This window comes from Acidobacteriota bacterium (assembly GCA_040754075.1).
Taxonomy (GTDB): Bacteria; Acidobacteriota; Blastocatellia; order UBA7656; family UBA7656; genus JBFMDH01.
Genome location: JBFMDH010000026.1, coordinates 1 through 16549 on the forward strand (window position 1 = coordinate 1; position 16549 = coordinate 16549).

General features: G+C 50.8%; 14 protein-coding genes. 7 read left to right on the forward strand and 7 right to left on the reverse strand.

The window, feature by feature from the left end; genetic code table 11:
- The first annotated feature begins 232 nt into the window (after positions 1–232).
- The 7 genes from AB1757_22875 (at position 233) to AB1757_22905 (ending at position 7130) form a co-directional block, all read left to right on the forward strand.
- A complete protein-coding gene (locus tag AB1757_22875; GenBank protein ID MEW6129896.1) occupies positions 233–1222 on the forward strand; it encodes an aldo/keto reductase in 990 nt (329 codons plus the stop codon).
- A gap of 158 nt (positions 1223–1380) precedes the next feature.
- A complete protein-coding gene (locus tag AB1757_22880; GenBank protein MEW6129897.1) occupies positions 1381–2685 on the forward strand; it encodes an ATP-binding protein in 1305 nt (434 codons plus the stop codon).
- A 133-nt stretch (positions 2686–2818) separates the two neighbouring features.
- Positions 2819–3445, forward strand: a complete 627-nt coding sequence (locus AB1757_22885; protein ID MEW6129898.1) for a CDP-alcohol phosphatidyltransferase family protein — start codon at positions 2819–2821, stop codon at positions 3443–3445.
- A gap of 61 nt (positions 3446–3506) precedes the next feature.
- A complete protein-coding gene (locus tag AB1757_22890; protein ID MEW6129899.1) occupies positions 3507–4451 on the forward strand; it encodes a phosphatidate cytidylyltransferase in 945 nt (314 codons plus the stop codon).
- A gap of 15 nt (positions 4452–4466) precedes the next feature.
- Positions 4467–5225 carry a lysophospholipid acyltransferase family protein gene (locus AB1757_22895; GenBank protein ID MEW6129900.1) on the forward strand — a complete coding sequence of 253 codons (759 nt, stop codon included), beginning with the start codon at positions 4467–4469 and terminating at the stop codon, positions 5223–5225.
- Entirely contained in the window at positions 5222–7003 is a 1782-nt protein-coding gene (locus AB1757_22900) for a bifunctional alpha/beta hydrolase/class I SAM-dependent methyltransferase (GenBank protein MEW6129901.1), read from the forward strand. Before AB1757_22895 ends, AB1757_22900 begins: the two co-directional genes overlap by 4 nt.
- A gap of 1 nt (position 7004) precedes the next feature.
- Complete coding sequence (locus tag AB1757_22905; protein MEW6129902.1) at positions 7005–7130, forward strand: hypothetical protein; 126 nt, start codon at positions 7005–7007, stop codon at positions 7128–7130.
- Between the two features lie 16 nt (positions 7131–7146).
- Here AB1757_22905 and AB1757_22910 read toward each other — a convergent pair whose 3' ends face one another.
- The 7 genes from AB1757_22910 to AB1757_22940 all read right to left on the reverse strand — a co-directional run bounded on the left by AB1757_22910 (position 7147) and on the right by AB1757_22940 (position 16499).
- On the reverse strand, positions 7147–8088 hold the full coding sequence (locus AB1757_22910) for a hypothetical protein (GenBank protein ID MEW6129903.1): 942 nt from the start codon (positions 8086–8088) through the stop codon (positions 7147–7149).
- Between the two features lie 35 nt (positions 8089–8123).
- On the reverse strand, positions 8124–8582 hold the full coding sequence (locus AB1757_22915) for a type II secretion system protein (protein MEW6129904.1): 459 nt from the start codon (positions 8580–8582) through the stop codon (positions 8124–8126).
- Between the two features lie 135 nt (positions 8583–8717).
- Positions 8718–9299, reverse strand: coding sequence for a prepilin-type N-terminal cleavage/methylation domain-containing protein (locus tag AB1757_22920; GenBank protein MEW6129905.1), 582 nt, complete (start codon positions 9297–9299; stop codon positions 8718–8720).
- 63 nt (positions 9300–9362) lie between these two features.
- A complete protein-coding gene (locus AB1757_22925) occupies positions 9363–11942 on the reverse strand; it encodes a secretin N-terminal domain-containing protein (protein ID MEW6129906.1) in 2580 nt (859 codons plus the stop codon).
- Between the two features lie 352 nt (positions 11943–12294).
- Entirely contained in the window at positions 12295–13899 is a 1605-nt protein-coding gene (locus tag AB1757_22930; GenBank protein ID MEW6129907.1) for a GspE/PulE family protein, read from the reverse strand.
- 231 nt (positions 13900–14130) lie between these two features.
- Positions 14131–15360: a type II secretion system F family protein gene (locus tag AB1757_22935; protein ID MEW6129908.1), complete on the reverse strand. Its 1230-nt coding sequence runs from the start codon at positions 15358–15360 to the stop codon at positions 14131–14133.
- A gap of 251 nt (positions 15361–15611) precedes the next feature.
- Positions 15612–16499 (reverse strand): hypothetical protein, encoded by an 888-nt coding sequence (locus AB1757_22940; protein ID MEW6129909.1) that lies wholly within the window; start codon positions 16497–16499, stop codon positions 15612–15614.
- Positions 16500–16549: the final 50 nt, after the last annotated feature.

Below are 16549 nucleotides of genomic sequence, written 5' to 3' on the forward strand. Positions count from 1 at the left end.
GAACAGTTTCTGGAGATGATTATTTCAAAGTTAGCTCTGGAGCCAAGTTTGATAAAAAATCATCCTGAATACGATTCGTTACGAAATTATGCGGTTATTGCCGCTTAGTTTTGTCCGAACCATTGGTAAATAATATTGCCTGAGCGCGAAAAAGCCTGTGACAAGGGTGGCAGCGATTTTCCGCGCTTGTATAATCACTTCTATATTTCACCACCAAAAAGGAGCAAGCAATATGCAACAGAGAAAATTGGGCACACAGGGGCTTGTGGTTTCCGAACAGGGGTTGGGTTGTATGGGGATGTCGGAATTTTATGGCAGCCTCGATGAGAACGAATCGATTGCGACGATTCAGCGTGCCATTGAACTGGGACTGAATTTTTTTGACACCTCTGATATGTACGGGCCTTACACCAATGAAGTGCTGGTCGGTAAAACCATTGCCGACCGTCGCGACAAGGTCATCATCGCGACGAAATTCGGCATTCAGCGCGATGGCGAAAACAATACAGTGCGCAGCATCAATGGTCGCCCCGAATATGTGCGCGCGGCGTGCGACGCTTCGCTGCAACGTCTCGGCATTGATTGCATTGACCTCTATTATCAACACCGCGTTGACCCGAAAGTACCCATCGAAGAAACCGTTGGCGCGATGGCGGAACTCGTGAGCGCCGGCAAGGTGCGCTATTTAGGACTTTCAGAAGCCGCGCCGCAAACCATTCGTCGAGCGCACGCCGTGCATCCGATTAGCGCGTTGCAGACTGAGTATTCATTGTGGAGCCGCGACCCCGAAGCAGAGATTTTGCAAACCGTGCGCCAACTCGGCATCGGCTTTGTGGCTTACAGCCCGCTCGGACGCGGATTTTTGACCGGACAAATTAAACGTTTCGATGACCTCGAAGCTACCGATTACCGGCGTTATTCGCCGCGCTTTCAAGGCGAAAATTTCCAGAAAAATCTTGAACTCGTCGAGCGCGTAAAAGCCTTAGCCGAAGCCAAAGGCATCACCGCTTCACAACTGGCGCTCGCCTGGGTGCTGGCGCAAGGCGACGATATTGTGCCGATACCGGGAACCAAACGCCGCCAATACCTCGAAGAAAATATTGCTGCCTCGGAGGTGAAATTGACCGCAACCGATTTGGCAGAGATTGAAGCGGTCTTCCCGAAAGACGCGGCTCAGGGATTGCGCTACCCCGAAGCGTTCATGAAATCGGTCAATCTGTAATTCAGTAGGCAGAAGGCAGAAGGCAGTAGGCAGCTCTTCATGATTTATAGCTATAAGTTTTTGAGTGTAGATATTTTTTATTTGAATTTACTTTACTTCAAAAACATTGGAAACTTTTTCCTTTAACTGCCTACTGCCTACTGCCTACTTATTCTCTTATGAGTTTGCGACTCAAATTCATTGCTTATCTGATTATCATTCATCTGCTGTTTGCCGGAGTGGCGATTTATCTGCTTTTGCAAAATCGCATCTGGCTTTTGGCGGTCGAAGCGGTCTTTGTGATTTCGCTGCTCATCGGCATTGCGATTATTAAAAATTTCTTTGGCACCATCGAACTCATCAATACCGGCGCGCAATTTTTAAGTGACAGCGATTTTACCGCGCGGTTTCGCGAAGTCGGGCAAAAAGAACTCGACCAACTCATTCACATCTACAATCGCATGATTGACCACCTGCGCGATGAACGCATCAAATTGCAGGAGCAGAATTATTTTCTCGATAAAATCATGAAGGCTTCGCCCTCAGGCATTATCACTTTCGATTTCGATAAACGCATCGCTATGGTGAATCCTTGCGCTGAGCAGATGTTGCAATCCGCGACGGCGAATCTCCTGGGCAAAAAACTCAATGAAATTCAGACGCCGTTTACCGATGAACTCGATGAATTGAGCATCGGTGAAGCGCGGGTGATGAATTTAACCGGCAGGCGGCGCATCAAATGTCAACGGTCGCAATTTCTGGATAGAGGGTTTACCCGCGATTTTATTTTAATGGAAGAACTCACAGAGGAATTGCGCCAATCGGAAAAGACCGCTTATGAAAAACTGATTCGCCTGATGAGCCACGAAGTCAATAACTCGGTAGGCTCGGCAAATTCGCTGCTGCATTCCTGTTTGCTCTATAAAGACCAACTCGCGGAAGATGACCGCAGAGATTTTGAAACGGCGTTAAGCGTGGTGATTTCGCGCACCGACCAACTCAACCGCTTTATGAAAAGTTTCGCCGATGTGGTGCGGCTCAGCGAGCCGCATCGCGCCGTGTGCGATGTCGTCCAACTGGTAAAAGGCATCACGGTTTTTATGCGCGAAGATTTGGCGCGCCGCCACATCAAATTGAACTGGGAAATGCAAACGCCGATAGCAGACATTGCGCTTGACCGCACGCAGATGGAGCAGGTTTTCGTCAATGTTTTGAAAAATGCGATGGAAGCGATTGGCGAGCGCGGCGTTATTACGATTCGCACAGGCATGGCAGCCGGTCGCTGGTTCATTGCCATCGAAGATACGGGAAGCGGCATTGCGCCCGAAGTGCAATCACAATTGTTCACGCCGTTTTTCAGCACCAAAGAGAATGGACAAGGCATAGGACTTACGATGGTGCAGGAAATTTTGGATAATCACCGGTTCGATTTTTCGTTGGTAAGCGAACCGGGCAAAGCGACACAGTTTACGATTTGGTTTTAGATGATTCGCACCTGACGACAACTGATTGTGACACTTCAGAAAGTGTCACAACCCACCATACTCCGATTACTCGACTATTGTAAGCTTTCCGGGCAGGCAGCCGGAAACCATCTCGGCGCTGCCGGAGGATAGTGTGCCAAGTGTTTACAACCTCAAGCCTGCTTTTCAGAGTTGTCTGAGACCCGCAGCTCGCTGGCTCGCGCGGCATTCCATCACCGCCAATGAGGTGACCGTTGCGGCGGTGATGATTTCCTCAATTCAAGGGGCGTTCATTGTGTGGCAACCGGCAGTTGCGTGGCCGTTAATCCTGATGCCGGTGACGCTCTTTATCCGCCTGTCGCTTAATGCGATTGATGGCATACTGGCGCGTGAGCACGGTTTGGCAAGCAATCTTGGCGTCGTACTCAACGAATTCGGCGACCTCGCATCGGACATGATGCTCTACCTCCCGCTTGCCCTTGTGCCGGAAGTGTCGACGCCCCTCCTGGTTGTTGTCGTCTGTCTGGCACTGGTAAGCGAGGCGATGGGGTTAGTCGCTTTACAGATTAGCGGGGCGCGAGGCAATGAAGGTCCAATGGGTAAGAGCGACCGTGCAGTGCTATTTGGTGCGCTCGCTTTCGCGCTTGGACTTGGGGTCGCGTCACAGGCTTGGAGTACCGGGCTGTTAATTCTCACGATGATGTTGCTCATCGCGACGATTGCAAACCGCGCCGGTAGCGCATTGCGGCGTGCAAAGCGAACCCGGAAAAATTGTATTTAGGTTTGGGGGCTGAAATTTTCCTGTTGATTTTTTAAAACAGGATGGCTTCGTGGAAATCGCCATGTCACCATCAGCAGCACTTGCAAGCGACATCTTTCGTTTCTTCGCGATTCTCACGACGAGTCTCATCGTGAGTGGCGGGGTGAGTTTGGCTATTCTCAGGTTTGGCTTCTCAAAAAATGTCTCACAAGCCTGGAATGCCTATCTCGGCTGGGTTGCAATGGTGCCGGTCATTGGCGCGAGTCTGCTGGCAGGGCGCGTTGTGGCAATCGGTTTTTTCGCGATAATCGCTATCTTTGCGTTCACCGAATATGCTCGCGCAACTGGTCTGCATCGCGACTTTGTCATGACATTAATTAGCCTTGCCGGGATTGTCGGTCTGGGAATTGCCGCTCTGGCGCGCGACCCGGCAACCGGCGCTTCCGGCTGGTACGGGCTTTTTATGACTGTGCCGGTCTTGGTATGTGCAGCACTGATGCTCGCGGCAATTTTGCGAAACCAGCCCGAAGGGCAGTTAAAGATCGTTGCGCTATCGCTCTTCGGATTTCTCTATATCGGGTGGATGTTCGCACACATTCTATTTCTAACCAATACGCGCAACCCTTACGGCTATTTGCTCTATCTGCTCTTCGCCGTTGAACTCAATGATATTGCCGCATTCGTCTGCGGCAAGCTTTTTGGTCGCCGACCGCTCTGCACGAATGTGAGCCCGGGAAAGACCCGCGAAGGGGCGTTTGGCGCAGTCGTCATCTCAGCGTTGTTCCCGCTCACTGTGCGCTTCGCGTTACCGGATTTCTCAATGTTGGAATGTGTCCTCGCCGGTTTAATCGTTGGCATTGGCGGACACCTTGGCGATCTTTCAATCAGTGTTATTAAACGCGACCTTGGGATAAAGGACATGGGGACGCTCATTCGCGGTCACGGAGGTATCCTTGACCGTATCGACAGTTTGCTCTACACCGCACCGCTTTTTTTCCATTTCACACGCTACACACACGGCTGGTAATGGAGGCATGAGCAGATGGATTGGAACTATGCAATCGTCACAGACAGCAATCGCTCCTTGGTTGAGCGACTCAAAACCTGTAGACGAAAATCTGACTCACTTGTCTATGCCGCACGCCTCATCATAGCGGTGGCGATTCGCATCGCTTTAAGACTCTATAACCGCTTCGACATTGTCGGTCGCGAACATCTTCCCCGCGATGGTTCATTCGTGCTGGTGGCGAATCACGCGAGCCATCTTGACGCTGTTGCGCTCCTTGCCGCGCTACCATTGCGGTCGCTGCACTCAGCCTATCCGCTTGCGGCGCGCGATTACTTTTGTGCGAATCGTTTGCGTCTTGCCCTCACTACGATTATTGCGAATGTGATGTTGTTTGACCGTGACGCCAGGGGGAAGCAGACGTTGAAACTCTGCCAACAGATGCTCGCGAAACCAAACAACATTTTCTTGATATTCCCGGAGGGCACGCGCTCAATAGATGGTCGCATTGGCAGGTTCAGGCGCGGCGTCGGTTTGCTGCTTGCAGGCACCGCTTACCGAGTCGTGCCTTGCTACCTTGATGGGACAGGCAGAGCCTTACCTAAAGGAGCCTGGATTCCTCGTCCTGAGCGAATACGACTGACCATCGGAGAAGCGCGCACCTATGAGCGAATCGAGCAGACGGACGACGGTGCGCTCCGGGTTTGCGCAGACCTTCGTAGCGCGGTTCTCGCGCTCTCATCCGAAAACTGGTTGCCTGCGACGCAACCCATCTCACAGGAGTTCAATCGATGATCAATACCCGGACACCCTCCGACACAATTTCCGAAATTACGCCGACCGAGCATTCAATGACGCTTGCGGATGGCACAGAATTGTTCTACCGGGCGTGGATTTCACGGCAACCAACACCGAAATCGCTCATCCTTTTTCACAGAGGGCACGAGCATTCGGGTCGGCTGGAAGATGTTGTGCGAGACCTTCGACTGGGCGATGTTGATGTCTTTGCCTGGGATGCACGTGGTCACGGACACTCTTTCGGCGCGCGCGGTTATGCGCCGAGTTTTGGTCGCTTCGCGAAAGATATGGACGATTTTGTTCAGCACATTTCGCAAACCTACGGGAAGCGACTTGAAGACATGATTGTTCTTGGACACAGCGTAAGCGCGGTAATGGTTGCCGCCTGGATTCACGACTATGCCCCGCCTGTGCGCGCGATGATTATGGTGACGCCTGCGCTACGTGTAAGACTCTATGTGCCCTTCGCGCGTTTTATGCTGCGCCTGATGCACAGGCTCATTCGACGCCGCACTTTGTATGTGTCGAGTTATGTCAAAGGGCGTTTGCTGACGCATGACCGAAAGGAAGCGCGCCGCTACGACAACGACCCACTAATCTCGCGCAGGATTGCCGTGAACGTTCTGCTTGGATTGCACGATACGGCAATGCGTCTAATCGCCGATGCCGGCGCAATCCAAACTCCTGTACTGATGCTTGCGGGCGGCGCAGACTATGTGGTGTCGCTTTCAGCCGAATGCCAGTTTTTTGACCGGCTCGGCTCACAGGAAAAGCGTATGCGCGTCTTCGCTGGGATGTACCACGACATCCTGCATGAGAAGGATCGGCAATCTGTCCTTGATGAAATCCATCGCTTCATTCATACCTCCTTTGCCCGCCAGGAAGTGCCACGCAGCGATGCAGAGGTGACGACTACTCGCGACGAATATGAACGATTGCAAAGACCGCTGCCTGGGTTTTCGCTGCGGCGTTTCTGGTTCGCAACGCAACGCGCATTCATGAAGACTTACGGCAGGCTCAGCAAAGGGATTCGACTCGGCTGGCAGATGGGGTTCGATTCAGGCCAGTCGCTCGATTATATCTACGAAAATCGCGCACGCGGCTCATTGCTCATCGGACGCCTTATAGACTGGTTTTACCTCAACAATTCTGCCTGGGTAGGCATTCGTCAGCGTAAAGCGAATCTTCAAAAATTGCTGCATGAGTCTATCGAGCGAGTGAGCGAATCGGGCACGCAGATATACATTCTCGATGTCGCAACTGGACAAGGACGGTATGTGCTCGAAACTCTCGCAATACTCGATGCTCAAAATATGACGGCTAAATTGCGGGATTATAGGGATGAGAATATTGAGGCAGGTCGCGCGCTTGCAGCGCAGTTTGGTTTAAAAGGGGTTACCTTTGAAAAGGCAGACGCTTTCGACGATGCATCTTACGCTGCGCTCGACCCGCACCCGAACATTGCAATTGTTTCGGGATTATTTGAACTTTTCGCAGATAACGCATTGGTGCGGCGATGTCTTCGGGGAATCGCCTCAACGATGGAAGAAGGCGGCTATCTCATCTATACGAATCAGCCGTGGCATCCTCAGATTGAGATGATTGCGCGCGTATTGACGAATCGTAATGGCGAACCTTGGGTCATGCGGCGTCGCACGCAATGGGAACTTGATGAACTTGTACGCGAAGCAGGTTTCAGGAAAATCAGAACAGCGGTCGGCGGTAGAGGAATCTTCACGGTGTCAATCGCGCAGCGAGACCGCAAAAGCCCGTAGGATGAAAAAACAGCAAACGCATTTTGTGTGCGGTCAGCAATCGGGCTTGCCGCACATTCATTCGCAAATCGTTATCGGCAGTAATTCGCTTTTGCCGGTTGAACGGAATGCCACGCAATTTTATTGATGAATTCTTGAGTTGCTTATTGCCAGGCAAGGGAGGCGAGACCTGCTGCGCCTGCGAGATGGTCGAACCAGACCGGCGCGTCTTCCAAATCCAGACCGAATTCCGAAACGTCCACAAGGCGCGGGCGATTTTCCAGCGCATCGCTGATGGCGTTTTGCGCTTCGCCTAAATCAATATTGCCGATAACCAAAACGCTTTCAAGATAGGGCGCGGTTCCCGACGAGCTTGCCATTTTTTCGCGGTAATAGAGGGCAAAGCGGTGTAAATCGTCGGTGCGTGATTCCGGTTCGCAAACATAATTGCGCACCAGAACGGGTTCGCCATGACTTAAAACAACAGCGGTAAATCCCGAACGGTTAGCCGAAACCAGCATTTTATCGCCCGGCGATTTATCCATCATCAACCATTGAATTTCGCCCATATGTCGCGGCAGCATCAGTCCAACCTGCCAGCCCAGTTGATTGAAAACAATTTCGTATTCATTGAGCACGGCGTGACGGGCGACCGCAACCAGGTAACGTTCCTGTTTGCTATCCTGATGCAGTTTTTGCCGACTGATGAAAAGTTCTGTAGCGGGCGTGCCGATGAGCCGTTCGATTTTCCAGGACATGATTTCGTTGAGTTCTTTGCGGCTCGCGGGTTTGCTCTCTAAGTTGACCACCAAAGAACGCGCTGCGCCTTCCGGTAGCGCCAGACTCCACTGCTTTTTATTTGCCAGCCCCGCGGCTTCGGCGGTTTGTCCAATCAGTGAAGCGAGCGTGTGGGGGTCGTGAATGTTGGTCAAATCAAAATTCGGGGTCACCAGACCTTCAGGTATTGGCGACACGGCGCTTGAAGCGATGCCAAAACCCCGACGCACGCGGCGCAAATCCACGACCACGAAATTGTTATCAACGAATCCGCCAGCCGTGTGCGGAACTCTCGGCGCTAAAAAATATCTCTGTATTGCTGATGCCATGTTTTCGGAGTGAAATTTAGAAATTTATAAACCAATCAATAGTCGCTATAAGCCTTGCCGTCTGAACTTTCGCCGCTTGCCGAACTGAAAACATCAACGACGCCGGTGCCGCCGGTTCGCGAAATGGTGTCTTCGTCGGTTTCAACTTTCCAATCGGCTTCGCCGGTTATCGGGTCAATCGGAACTTCGCGAAGATAACCGGCGCTGACCAAATCTTCGAGCGATTGCGGCAAGGCTTCTTTGTCGGCAGCATACTGGTCTATGGCTTTGCGCATATCGTGGAGGTCTTGTTTAAGGACGGTTTCGCGGGCGTGTATCTGCAACTTCTGATAGTTGACCACACCGATTGCCGCGAGGATAACGATAATCGTCATCACAATGACCAATTCGAGCATGGTAAAACCGGATGCGCCGGTAGTCGGTCGCCGGTCGCCGGTCGCCAGTAGTTGCTTTTGTGGACTTACTAAATTTTTAATCTTTTCGTAAAACTTCATAACCTATACATCGATTGTCCGTTTACTTATTTCAAGAAAGCGCGCGAGGTCAAAGACCGCTTGCTCAACAGAAAATTGCACTATGCTTCTGACCAGGTTGCATGCTGGTCTCAGACCAACGAAGCGGTATTCCAATTACCAGTCTTTATACTTCGTGCCGTTTAATGCTGTGTCATCACTTGTCGTATAAACATCGAAAACATCTTCGCCGCCCCAAGAGGTCGAATCGGGTTCATCTTTGTAAGATTTCATGCCCCATTCGGCTTTGCCGGTCATCGGGTCAATCGGCAAACGACGCAAGAAGCGTATGCGATTGCCGGTTGTGCCAACCGTATTTGCCGGGATGAAGCCTTCGACGAGAATTTCCAGATTTTTCGGATAATAGCTATCGGTCTTCCACTCAATCGGAATGGCATTCCGGTTAAGTTCGGCAAAACGTTTGTAGGCATCAATCGCCTGACGCAATTGTCGCAGATTCAACCGCAATTCACTTTCACGTTCACGTTTGACGGAATTGCGAACCAGCGGAATCGTGACGCTCGTCAAAATCGAAAGAATCGTGATGGTGATGATGAGTTCAAGTAGGGTGAAGCCCTTTGATTGCGGATTGCGGATTGCGGATTGTTGCAATTGCGGATTGCGGATTGCAGATTGTGGATTGCTGGAAAAATTTTTCACAATCAAATTCAAAAAACTATTTGTTGCTTTCGTCATCATAACTTCAAATTCACTTTATCAAATTCAAAATCAACAATCCGCAATCCGCAATTCGCAATTTGTTTAGCGTACTTCAACCTGGGTTGATTGGAACTTCAACGATGCCACCTGTCCGCTGCCTGTGCGAATGAAGGTTTGCGCTTCATTCAACTGTAAGGGGGATTGTCCCTGTCCTTTGACATTAAAAATCAACAGCAACAGCATGCCGCGCGCCGGTACGCCTGCGGTTGCGCCCTGCCGACTCATCTGCACATTCAACACCCCGTTGTCAGCGGTGAATTGAATATCAGGTGTGCCGCTTCCCGAACGCAACAACCCGCCATCGCGGACGCTTTTTACTTCCAAAATATTGGGGTCGAAATTCAATGACAGATTCGCCGACGAAATTGTTGAATTGCCGCTCAGGTTGATTGCCACATAGAGGTCTTGCCCACGGGTGGCAAGGGTTCCCGCGCTTCGCACCGTAACCGTAATGGGACTCTGATCGCTTGAACCTGCCGCTTGTCCGGCTTGCGGCGTATCCGCATCGTCATCATCATCGTCGTCATCATTGAGATTGCCGCCTTTATCATTGGCTGGCGGTACTTTGTCGAGCGGTTTCGCCTGCACATTGGGTTTCAGCGCCGGCGGTTGATTAGGTGAAACATTATTCACCGGGCTAACCACGACGCCGGGTTGATTCAGGTTGCCTTGTTGCGATGCCGGAGTCGTATTGGTGATGGGCTGTGACGGTTGCATTTGCGGAGTTGTCGGACTGCCCGCAACCTGTGATTGTTGCGCGTCAATCATATCCGCCAGATCGATGATTTGTTGAATGGATAATTGCGCGCTCGGGTCTTGCGCGTAACCGGAATTGATTGCAAAGTGGTCGTCTTCTTTAATATCGGCGCGGCGCAACACGTGCGGGGTCACGGTAATGACCACATCGTTTTGCGAATTCTTGGTATCGGGCGTTGAGAAGAATCGTCCGAGTATCGGAATCAATCCGATAACCGGTATGCCTTTGACCGTCTTGCTCTCTTCGTTTTGACTGACCCCGGCAATCAACGTCGGTTGCCCGTCCTTCACCCGCGCAAAGGATGACAACTGGCGCTGGCTGAAAATTGGCGTCAACGTGCTGGTGCTGGAATCCACCGAAGACGATTCAATCTTCATCTGCATCTGCACTTCGTCCTCGAAGACCTGCGGCTTCATATCAATGTTGAGACCGACGTTCTCGTATTGAATTTGCGGGATGCCGACGCCGAAAGCATTGATGAAACTGCTGTCGAGATTGTTTACGTTGGTGCCGTTTCTTCCGGTATTGGGCTGAGTGTAAGACGGCAGCGAGGCGGTCTGAATCGGAATTCTTCGACCAATTTTGATGCTTTGTTGTTCGCCGTCGAGAATGTGAACCTGAGTTGACGCCAAGAGTTTCGCTTTACCGCGACTCTGGAAGAAACTGATTTGGCTGGGCGCAAGTCCTAACGCAAAACCGAGAACATTGCTGTTTAAGAGGATATGGGTATTCGGTCTAAAAGGTGTATCGCCATTTTGTCCAAATCCGCCGAAGAAAGGAATCTGATTGCCGTTTTTATCTGCATTGCCAAATTGGTTACCAAACGCCGTCAGGTCATTGCGCGAAACTTCGTAAATGCTCACATCAATCAACACTTCGGCTTTGGCTTTATCGAGCGAAGAAATCATGCGTTCGATCATTTCAAGGTTTGCCGGGGTATCGCGAACCACCAGAGCATTGAGTTGTTTGATCGGGGTTGCAGATTTGGTTTGCAGGGCGCTTGACAGGGCGTTTTTCACCTGATCAACGTCTGCATATTTGATGTAAAACGTGCGCACCGCATAAGGCTCGTATTTCATTCTCGATTGCAAACCATCCATCGCAACCACGATGGTGCGGGTGTCCTGTTGCGAGTACATCAGATTGTTGGTCTTGAGAATCATTTCCAACGCTTTCGGATAAGTCACATTGCGAAGTTCAAGCGATTGGATGCGTTGATTGCGATATTGCGCGGCAACCTGTTGATCGAAAATAACGTTCAGGTTCATCGACTGGGCGATTTGTTCGATGGTTGATAAAAGCCCGGCATCACGCAAAATCACATTGGTCGGTTGAAATTTCCGGCTGCCGGTGGTTGGCACATTGACCGCTCTGGTGACCGTATTTTTGCCTGATGGTAAAACAACTTTCGAGGTATAGGATGCTTTGGTGTTGGGATTGTCATCATCCTGAGGTTTATATTGCGGTCCGGCTTTGTCATTTGTTGTTGGCAAATCGTTGGTCGGTAGCCCTTGCGCTTCAAGCATCCGGCGGGCTTTGATCAAAGCGAGTTCGTTGCCCGGGTCGTAGGCATAAGCCTGACGGTATGCCTGATAAGCCGCGTTAAAGTCCTTCTGGTCGGCAAGCTTATCGCCGCGTTCAACCAACTGAAACGCCGCATTCACCAGCGCCCGGCTGTAATAGGCGACGTATTCATAACTATCGGGTTTTTCAGAAGCGGCCAGAGCATACTCTTGAGCGGCTTTGTCCCATTGCCGCGCGGCTTCGGCTTTCTGTCCTTCTTTGAAATGTTTTTTGTGATCGGCAAACACCGCAAAGGGAACGCCAAGCGTAAAGACGAGCAATAGAACCCAAGCTCTTTGCATTTTTATGGAGCGCGTAAGCATCGTTAAACCTCAATGATTGATTTCGGGTCGCAACAGTTCACTTCTCGAATACCTTGTAAACGCCTTTGTGGGAGACGCCGTTTTCGATTAACAGCTTTCCGGTGCAACTTAAACAGGTCAGCTTTTCCCAATCAACCGACCGCCCTAAACAGGGTATAAGAGCATTCAAAATTTATTCGGGCAACCTAAACAGAAGATGCTTTATGTTATGCTATGTCCGTACATAAGACAATATAAAGATTGCTGTTTTGGCTCCGGGAACGGAAGCGATTCGTGACCTTCCGAAGGGTTTAAACCGCTGCCATTTCCTACAGTTTCAAAATATTTCGCTTTATTCGACAAACGTTACCCGATTGATTTCGTGCAGCGTGGTATTTCCCGCAAAAACTTTCGCTAATGCCGATTCGCGTAGCGACGTTAGACCTTCGGCGCGGGCGGCGCGGCGCACTTCCGAACCCGGTCGGCGTTCGAGAATAATTTCACGAATATTGTCGGTTACATCGAGCAATTCGTGAATCGCGCTTCTGCCGCGATAGCCTGTAAAATTGCAGACTTCGCAACCCACCGATTGATAAAACGGTTCATTGCGATAGCGTTCGGGACTGAGTCCCGATTCTGAAAGTTCCTGATCCGCCGGTTTATATCGGCGTTTGCAATGCACGCACAGTAAACGCACCAACCGTTGCGCCAGCACGCAGTTCAAAGAGGAAACGAAGTTATAGGGTTCAACCCCCATATTCAAAAATCGCCCGATGACGTCAATAACATTGTTGGCGTGAACCGTGGTGAAAACCAGGTGACCGGTGAGCGCCGATTGAATGGCGATTTGCGCCGTTTCATTATCGCGGATTTCACCGACCATGATTTTATCGGGGTCGTGACGCAGGATGGAACGCAAACCGCGCGCAAAGGTTAAGCCTTTCTTTTCATTGACGGGAATCTGCGTGATGCCCTGCAACTGATATTCGACAGGGTCTTCGATGGTGATGATTTTGTCTTCATCGTTTTTGATTTCATTCAAAGCGCCGTAAAGCGTCGTGGTTTTACCGGAACCCGTGGGACCGGTGACCAGCACCATGCCGTAAGGCTCGGCAATGAATTTGCGGAACTTGCGTAAATCATGCGGGTCAAAGCCGACGACTTCGAGATTGAGTTCGCGAAACGATTCGTTGATTTGTTCTTTGTCGAGAATACGAATGACGCAGTTTTCGCCGTGAATTGCCGGCATAATCGAAACACGAAAATCGATTTTGCGACCGCGCACCAGAATTCTAAACCTGCCGTCTTGGGGCACGCGGCGTTCGGCAATGTCCAATTCGGACATAACCTTGATGCGTTGAATGATGGTTTGATGATGTTGAATGTCAATCGGGTCGGCAGCGCGATAGAGCGCGCCGTCAATACGATATTTGACGACCACATCATTATCGCGGGTTTCGATATGAATATCAGAGGCGCGGCGTTCGAGGGCGTTTAAGACGATGGTGTAAACCAGTTTGATAATCGGCGACATTTCATCTTCGCCGGTGAGTTTTTCAAGGTCTAAAACCTCTTCGCCCTGTTCGGTCTCTCTTAACAGCGTCATGCCATCGGCGCGAAACCCTGCGGTCGCGTCTTGCAAAATTCGCGCAGAAGTATCGCCGCGTTTCAAGGCGTCTTCAATGGCGGTGAGGGTTGCAACCGAGGGTTTCAAACGAACCTTCAACTGCCCTTCGATTTCATCAATCACTTCAAAATTCGTCGGGTCAGCCATGGCGACATAGAGCACATCGCCGTCGCGTTTAAACGGCACGAAACTATGGCGCACCATCAAATCAACCGGCAATTCGTGAATCAGGTGATAATTGATTTCTTCCGCGCCTTCGCCGCGCAAATCGACATATTTGAGACGGTAGCGTTTGGCTTTTTCCCGCGCCAGAATTTCTTCTTGCGACATTTCGCCGCGTCCATTGCCACTCGCTTGCGGTGGCATAACCGGAGCGGCTGTTTCATTGCCGCCTGCTTGTTCCATCGTTTCTGCCATTAGTTACATCCTTAAAAAATTAAATCGTCAATTTAAAAATATCTCAGCATACTCTGAAAACTGTTGAAAGACGGTCTCTGACCGCAACGCAACAGCCTTTGAAATGATTGAGAGGTTCAATGCCAATGGGTAATTCACCTCTTTCTAATGTCCGCCGCCCGAACCCATGCTGCCAATCATGTAGAAAAGCGGCAAATACATCGCCAGCAATATGGTCATCACCAGGCTGCCCATCACCACGAGAATGACGGGTTCAATAAATGTGGTGATGGCGTTTAATCTGACATCAATTTCCGCATCATAAAAATTCGCCACCTCATCAAGCATTTCACGTAGCGCCCCCGAACGTTCACCGACGCCAATCATGTCAATCGCGAGTTCCGATACCCAACCGGATTGTTCGAGACTATCGGTAAACGGTTTGCCTTCGCGTATGCCTGTGAGTACGCCTTGACTGGCTTTGTTGAGCGCCCGGTTGGTGATTGATTCACCGGCAATTTCTACGGATTCGGGCAGCGTGATACCGCCGGCAAGCAGGGTCGCGAGACTGCGGGTAAATTGCGCGATGGTAATCTGGCGAACCGTTTCACCGACAATCGGAGTTTTCAAAATCCATTTATCAACCGTATATCTGCCACTGGGTGTGCGCCGCCAAATCAAAATGGCAATGATCGAAATGATAATCGTTGGCAACAGCCAGATCAGGTTGTCGCGAATGAATTGCGCCGTATCGACGACGGCAATGGTTAAAAAAGGCAGTTGATTACTGCCTTCGTACAACTTCATGAAATTCGGGATGACATAGGTTGCCAGAATCATCACCAGAATAATGGAGGCGCTGATGAGCACCATCGGATACGAAAGCGATTTTTTGATTTTGCGGCGCGCGTCCTGCAAGGTCTGTTGATATTTGACGTAACGCAGCAACACTTCATCAAGCGCGCCTGAGCGTTCACCGGCAAGAATCGAGGCGATGTAGATGCGCGGAAAAGCGTCGCCCTGTGCCGCGAAGGCTTGTGATAAAGCCTGCCCGGCGCGAACCTTTTCTTCGACATCTTCAAGCACCAGACGCAGGCGTTCGTTTTGCACACGTTTTCTGAGAATGCCGATGGCTTGCAAAATCGGAAGTCCGGCGCGCAAGAGGGCGGAAAGTTGTTGATTGAAGAGCAGAAAATCCGCGAGTTTGATTTTTTTCGCGCCGCTTTCAGAGCCGAACGATAAATTGAAAGTTCTGCCTTTTGAAGAGGAGATAGCAAAGACGCGAAAGCCTTCACGTTCAAGTCTGAGGCGCAGGTCGCGCTCTGCGGTTGCTTCCATCGTGCGGGTGATCACTTCGCCCGTCGGTGTGCCTAAACGACAAATATATTCAGCCATGTTTTGAACCTAACAAAATGAACCCAACTGAAAGACCTGCTCGGTTTTGGTCGTCAATCTGGGGGAAATATTTTGCGAAAAAAATGATACCACAACAATTGGAACGCAAACCACCGTGGTAAATTCAGGTTGGCGTTCGTTTTTATCCGGCGGGGGATTACACGCAAATCATTGCAGTTGGTTTCAAATACTCATCTCAAGAAGCAACTGTGAAGAAAGGGAAGGCGCGTTCATTAAACCATAGCGGTTAATCAAATGCCATACAAACCGCCTTTGTAGACGCTGCGCCAGACGCCTTTCACCTTTTTATAAATGGTGAAATCGGTGCTCTCGTAATAGCCGCTCTCAACAAATACTTCGCCGACACCATCGCCGTCAATATCCAACTGGTCAATGTAGCGGCGCGATTCCCGCATTTCTTCATCATTGTTTTGCGCAAACCAACTCAAGCCGATTTTAAAATCGTTTGCTTGCGGCTCGACGATTAACAAGAGCGCGTGCGGCGCGTCCTTGTAACCATTCACTTGAAAGCTGCCGATGAGTTCCGCTTTGCCGTCGCCATCAAGGTCTGTGGCGGTGAGGTTATGAGTGGTGATGTTGGCTAAAAAACCGGCGGGGACTTTGTTCTGTTTGAATGCCTGCTTCGCAAGGTTCATCACCGCGGCGCGCTCTTCCGGGGTCGGGGCGCGCCGCGAACTCTGTTTCGCGCCAAGGGTTGATGAAGTGGTCGCCAAAGCGCGCACCTCGCCGCCGAGTTTCGCTGTGGTTTGCGCTTCTGCGCCTGCGGTCAAACAGATACATTCGGTGTAACGCTCTTTGACGGTGACGGAACCGTTTTCCGCGCCGCCGAAAAGCAGACGATACTTTTGCCCGACGCGCAGATATTTTGTCGTGAAGGCTTTGAGACTCGCTTCATCATCTTTCGCCATCGGATTGATGAATCGCCCGCCGCTCAACATCACCACAGGGTCAATCGAGGTGTTGCCGCCTTCGTATTTATTCACCGCAAAAATCACGGTGTTTGCCGCAGGTTTTGCCGTCGTCGTTGGCTTTTTCTGCGTCTGACTCTGTGACGTTGAGAAAAGCGCCAGCGGAGTTGCCAGCGCCAAGGCGAGATAAACCACACGGCGAAAATTCATAGCGGTCTCCTTCGATTTGTTGAAAAGGATTTGTGTACAGCCCGAAATCG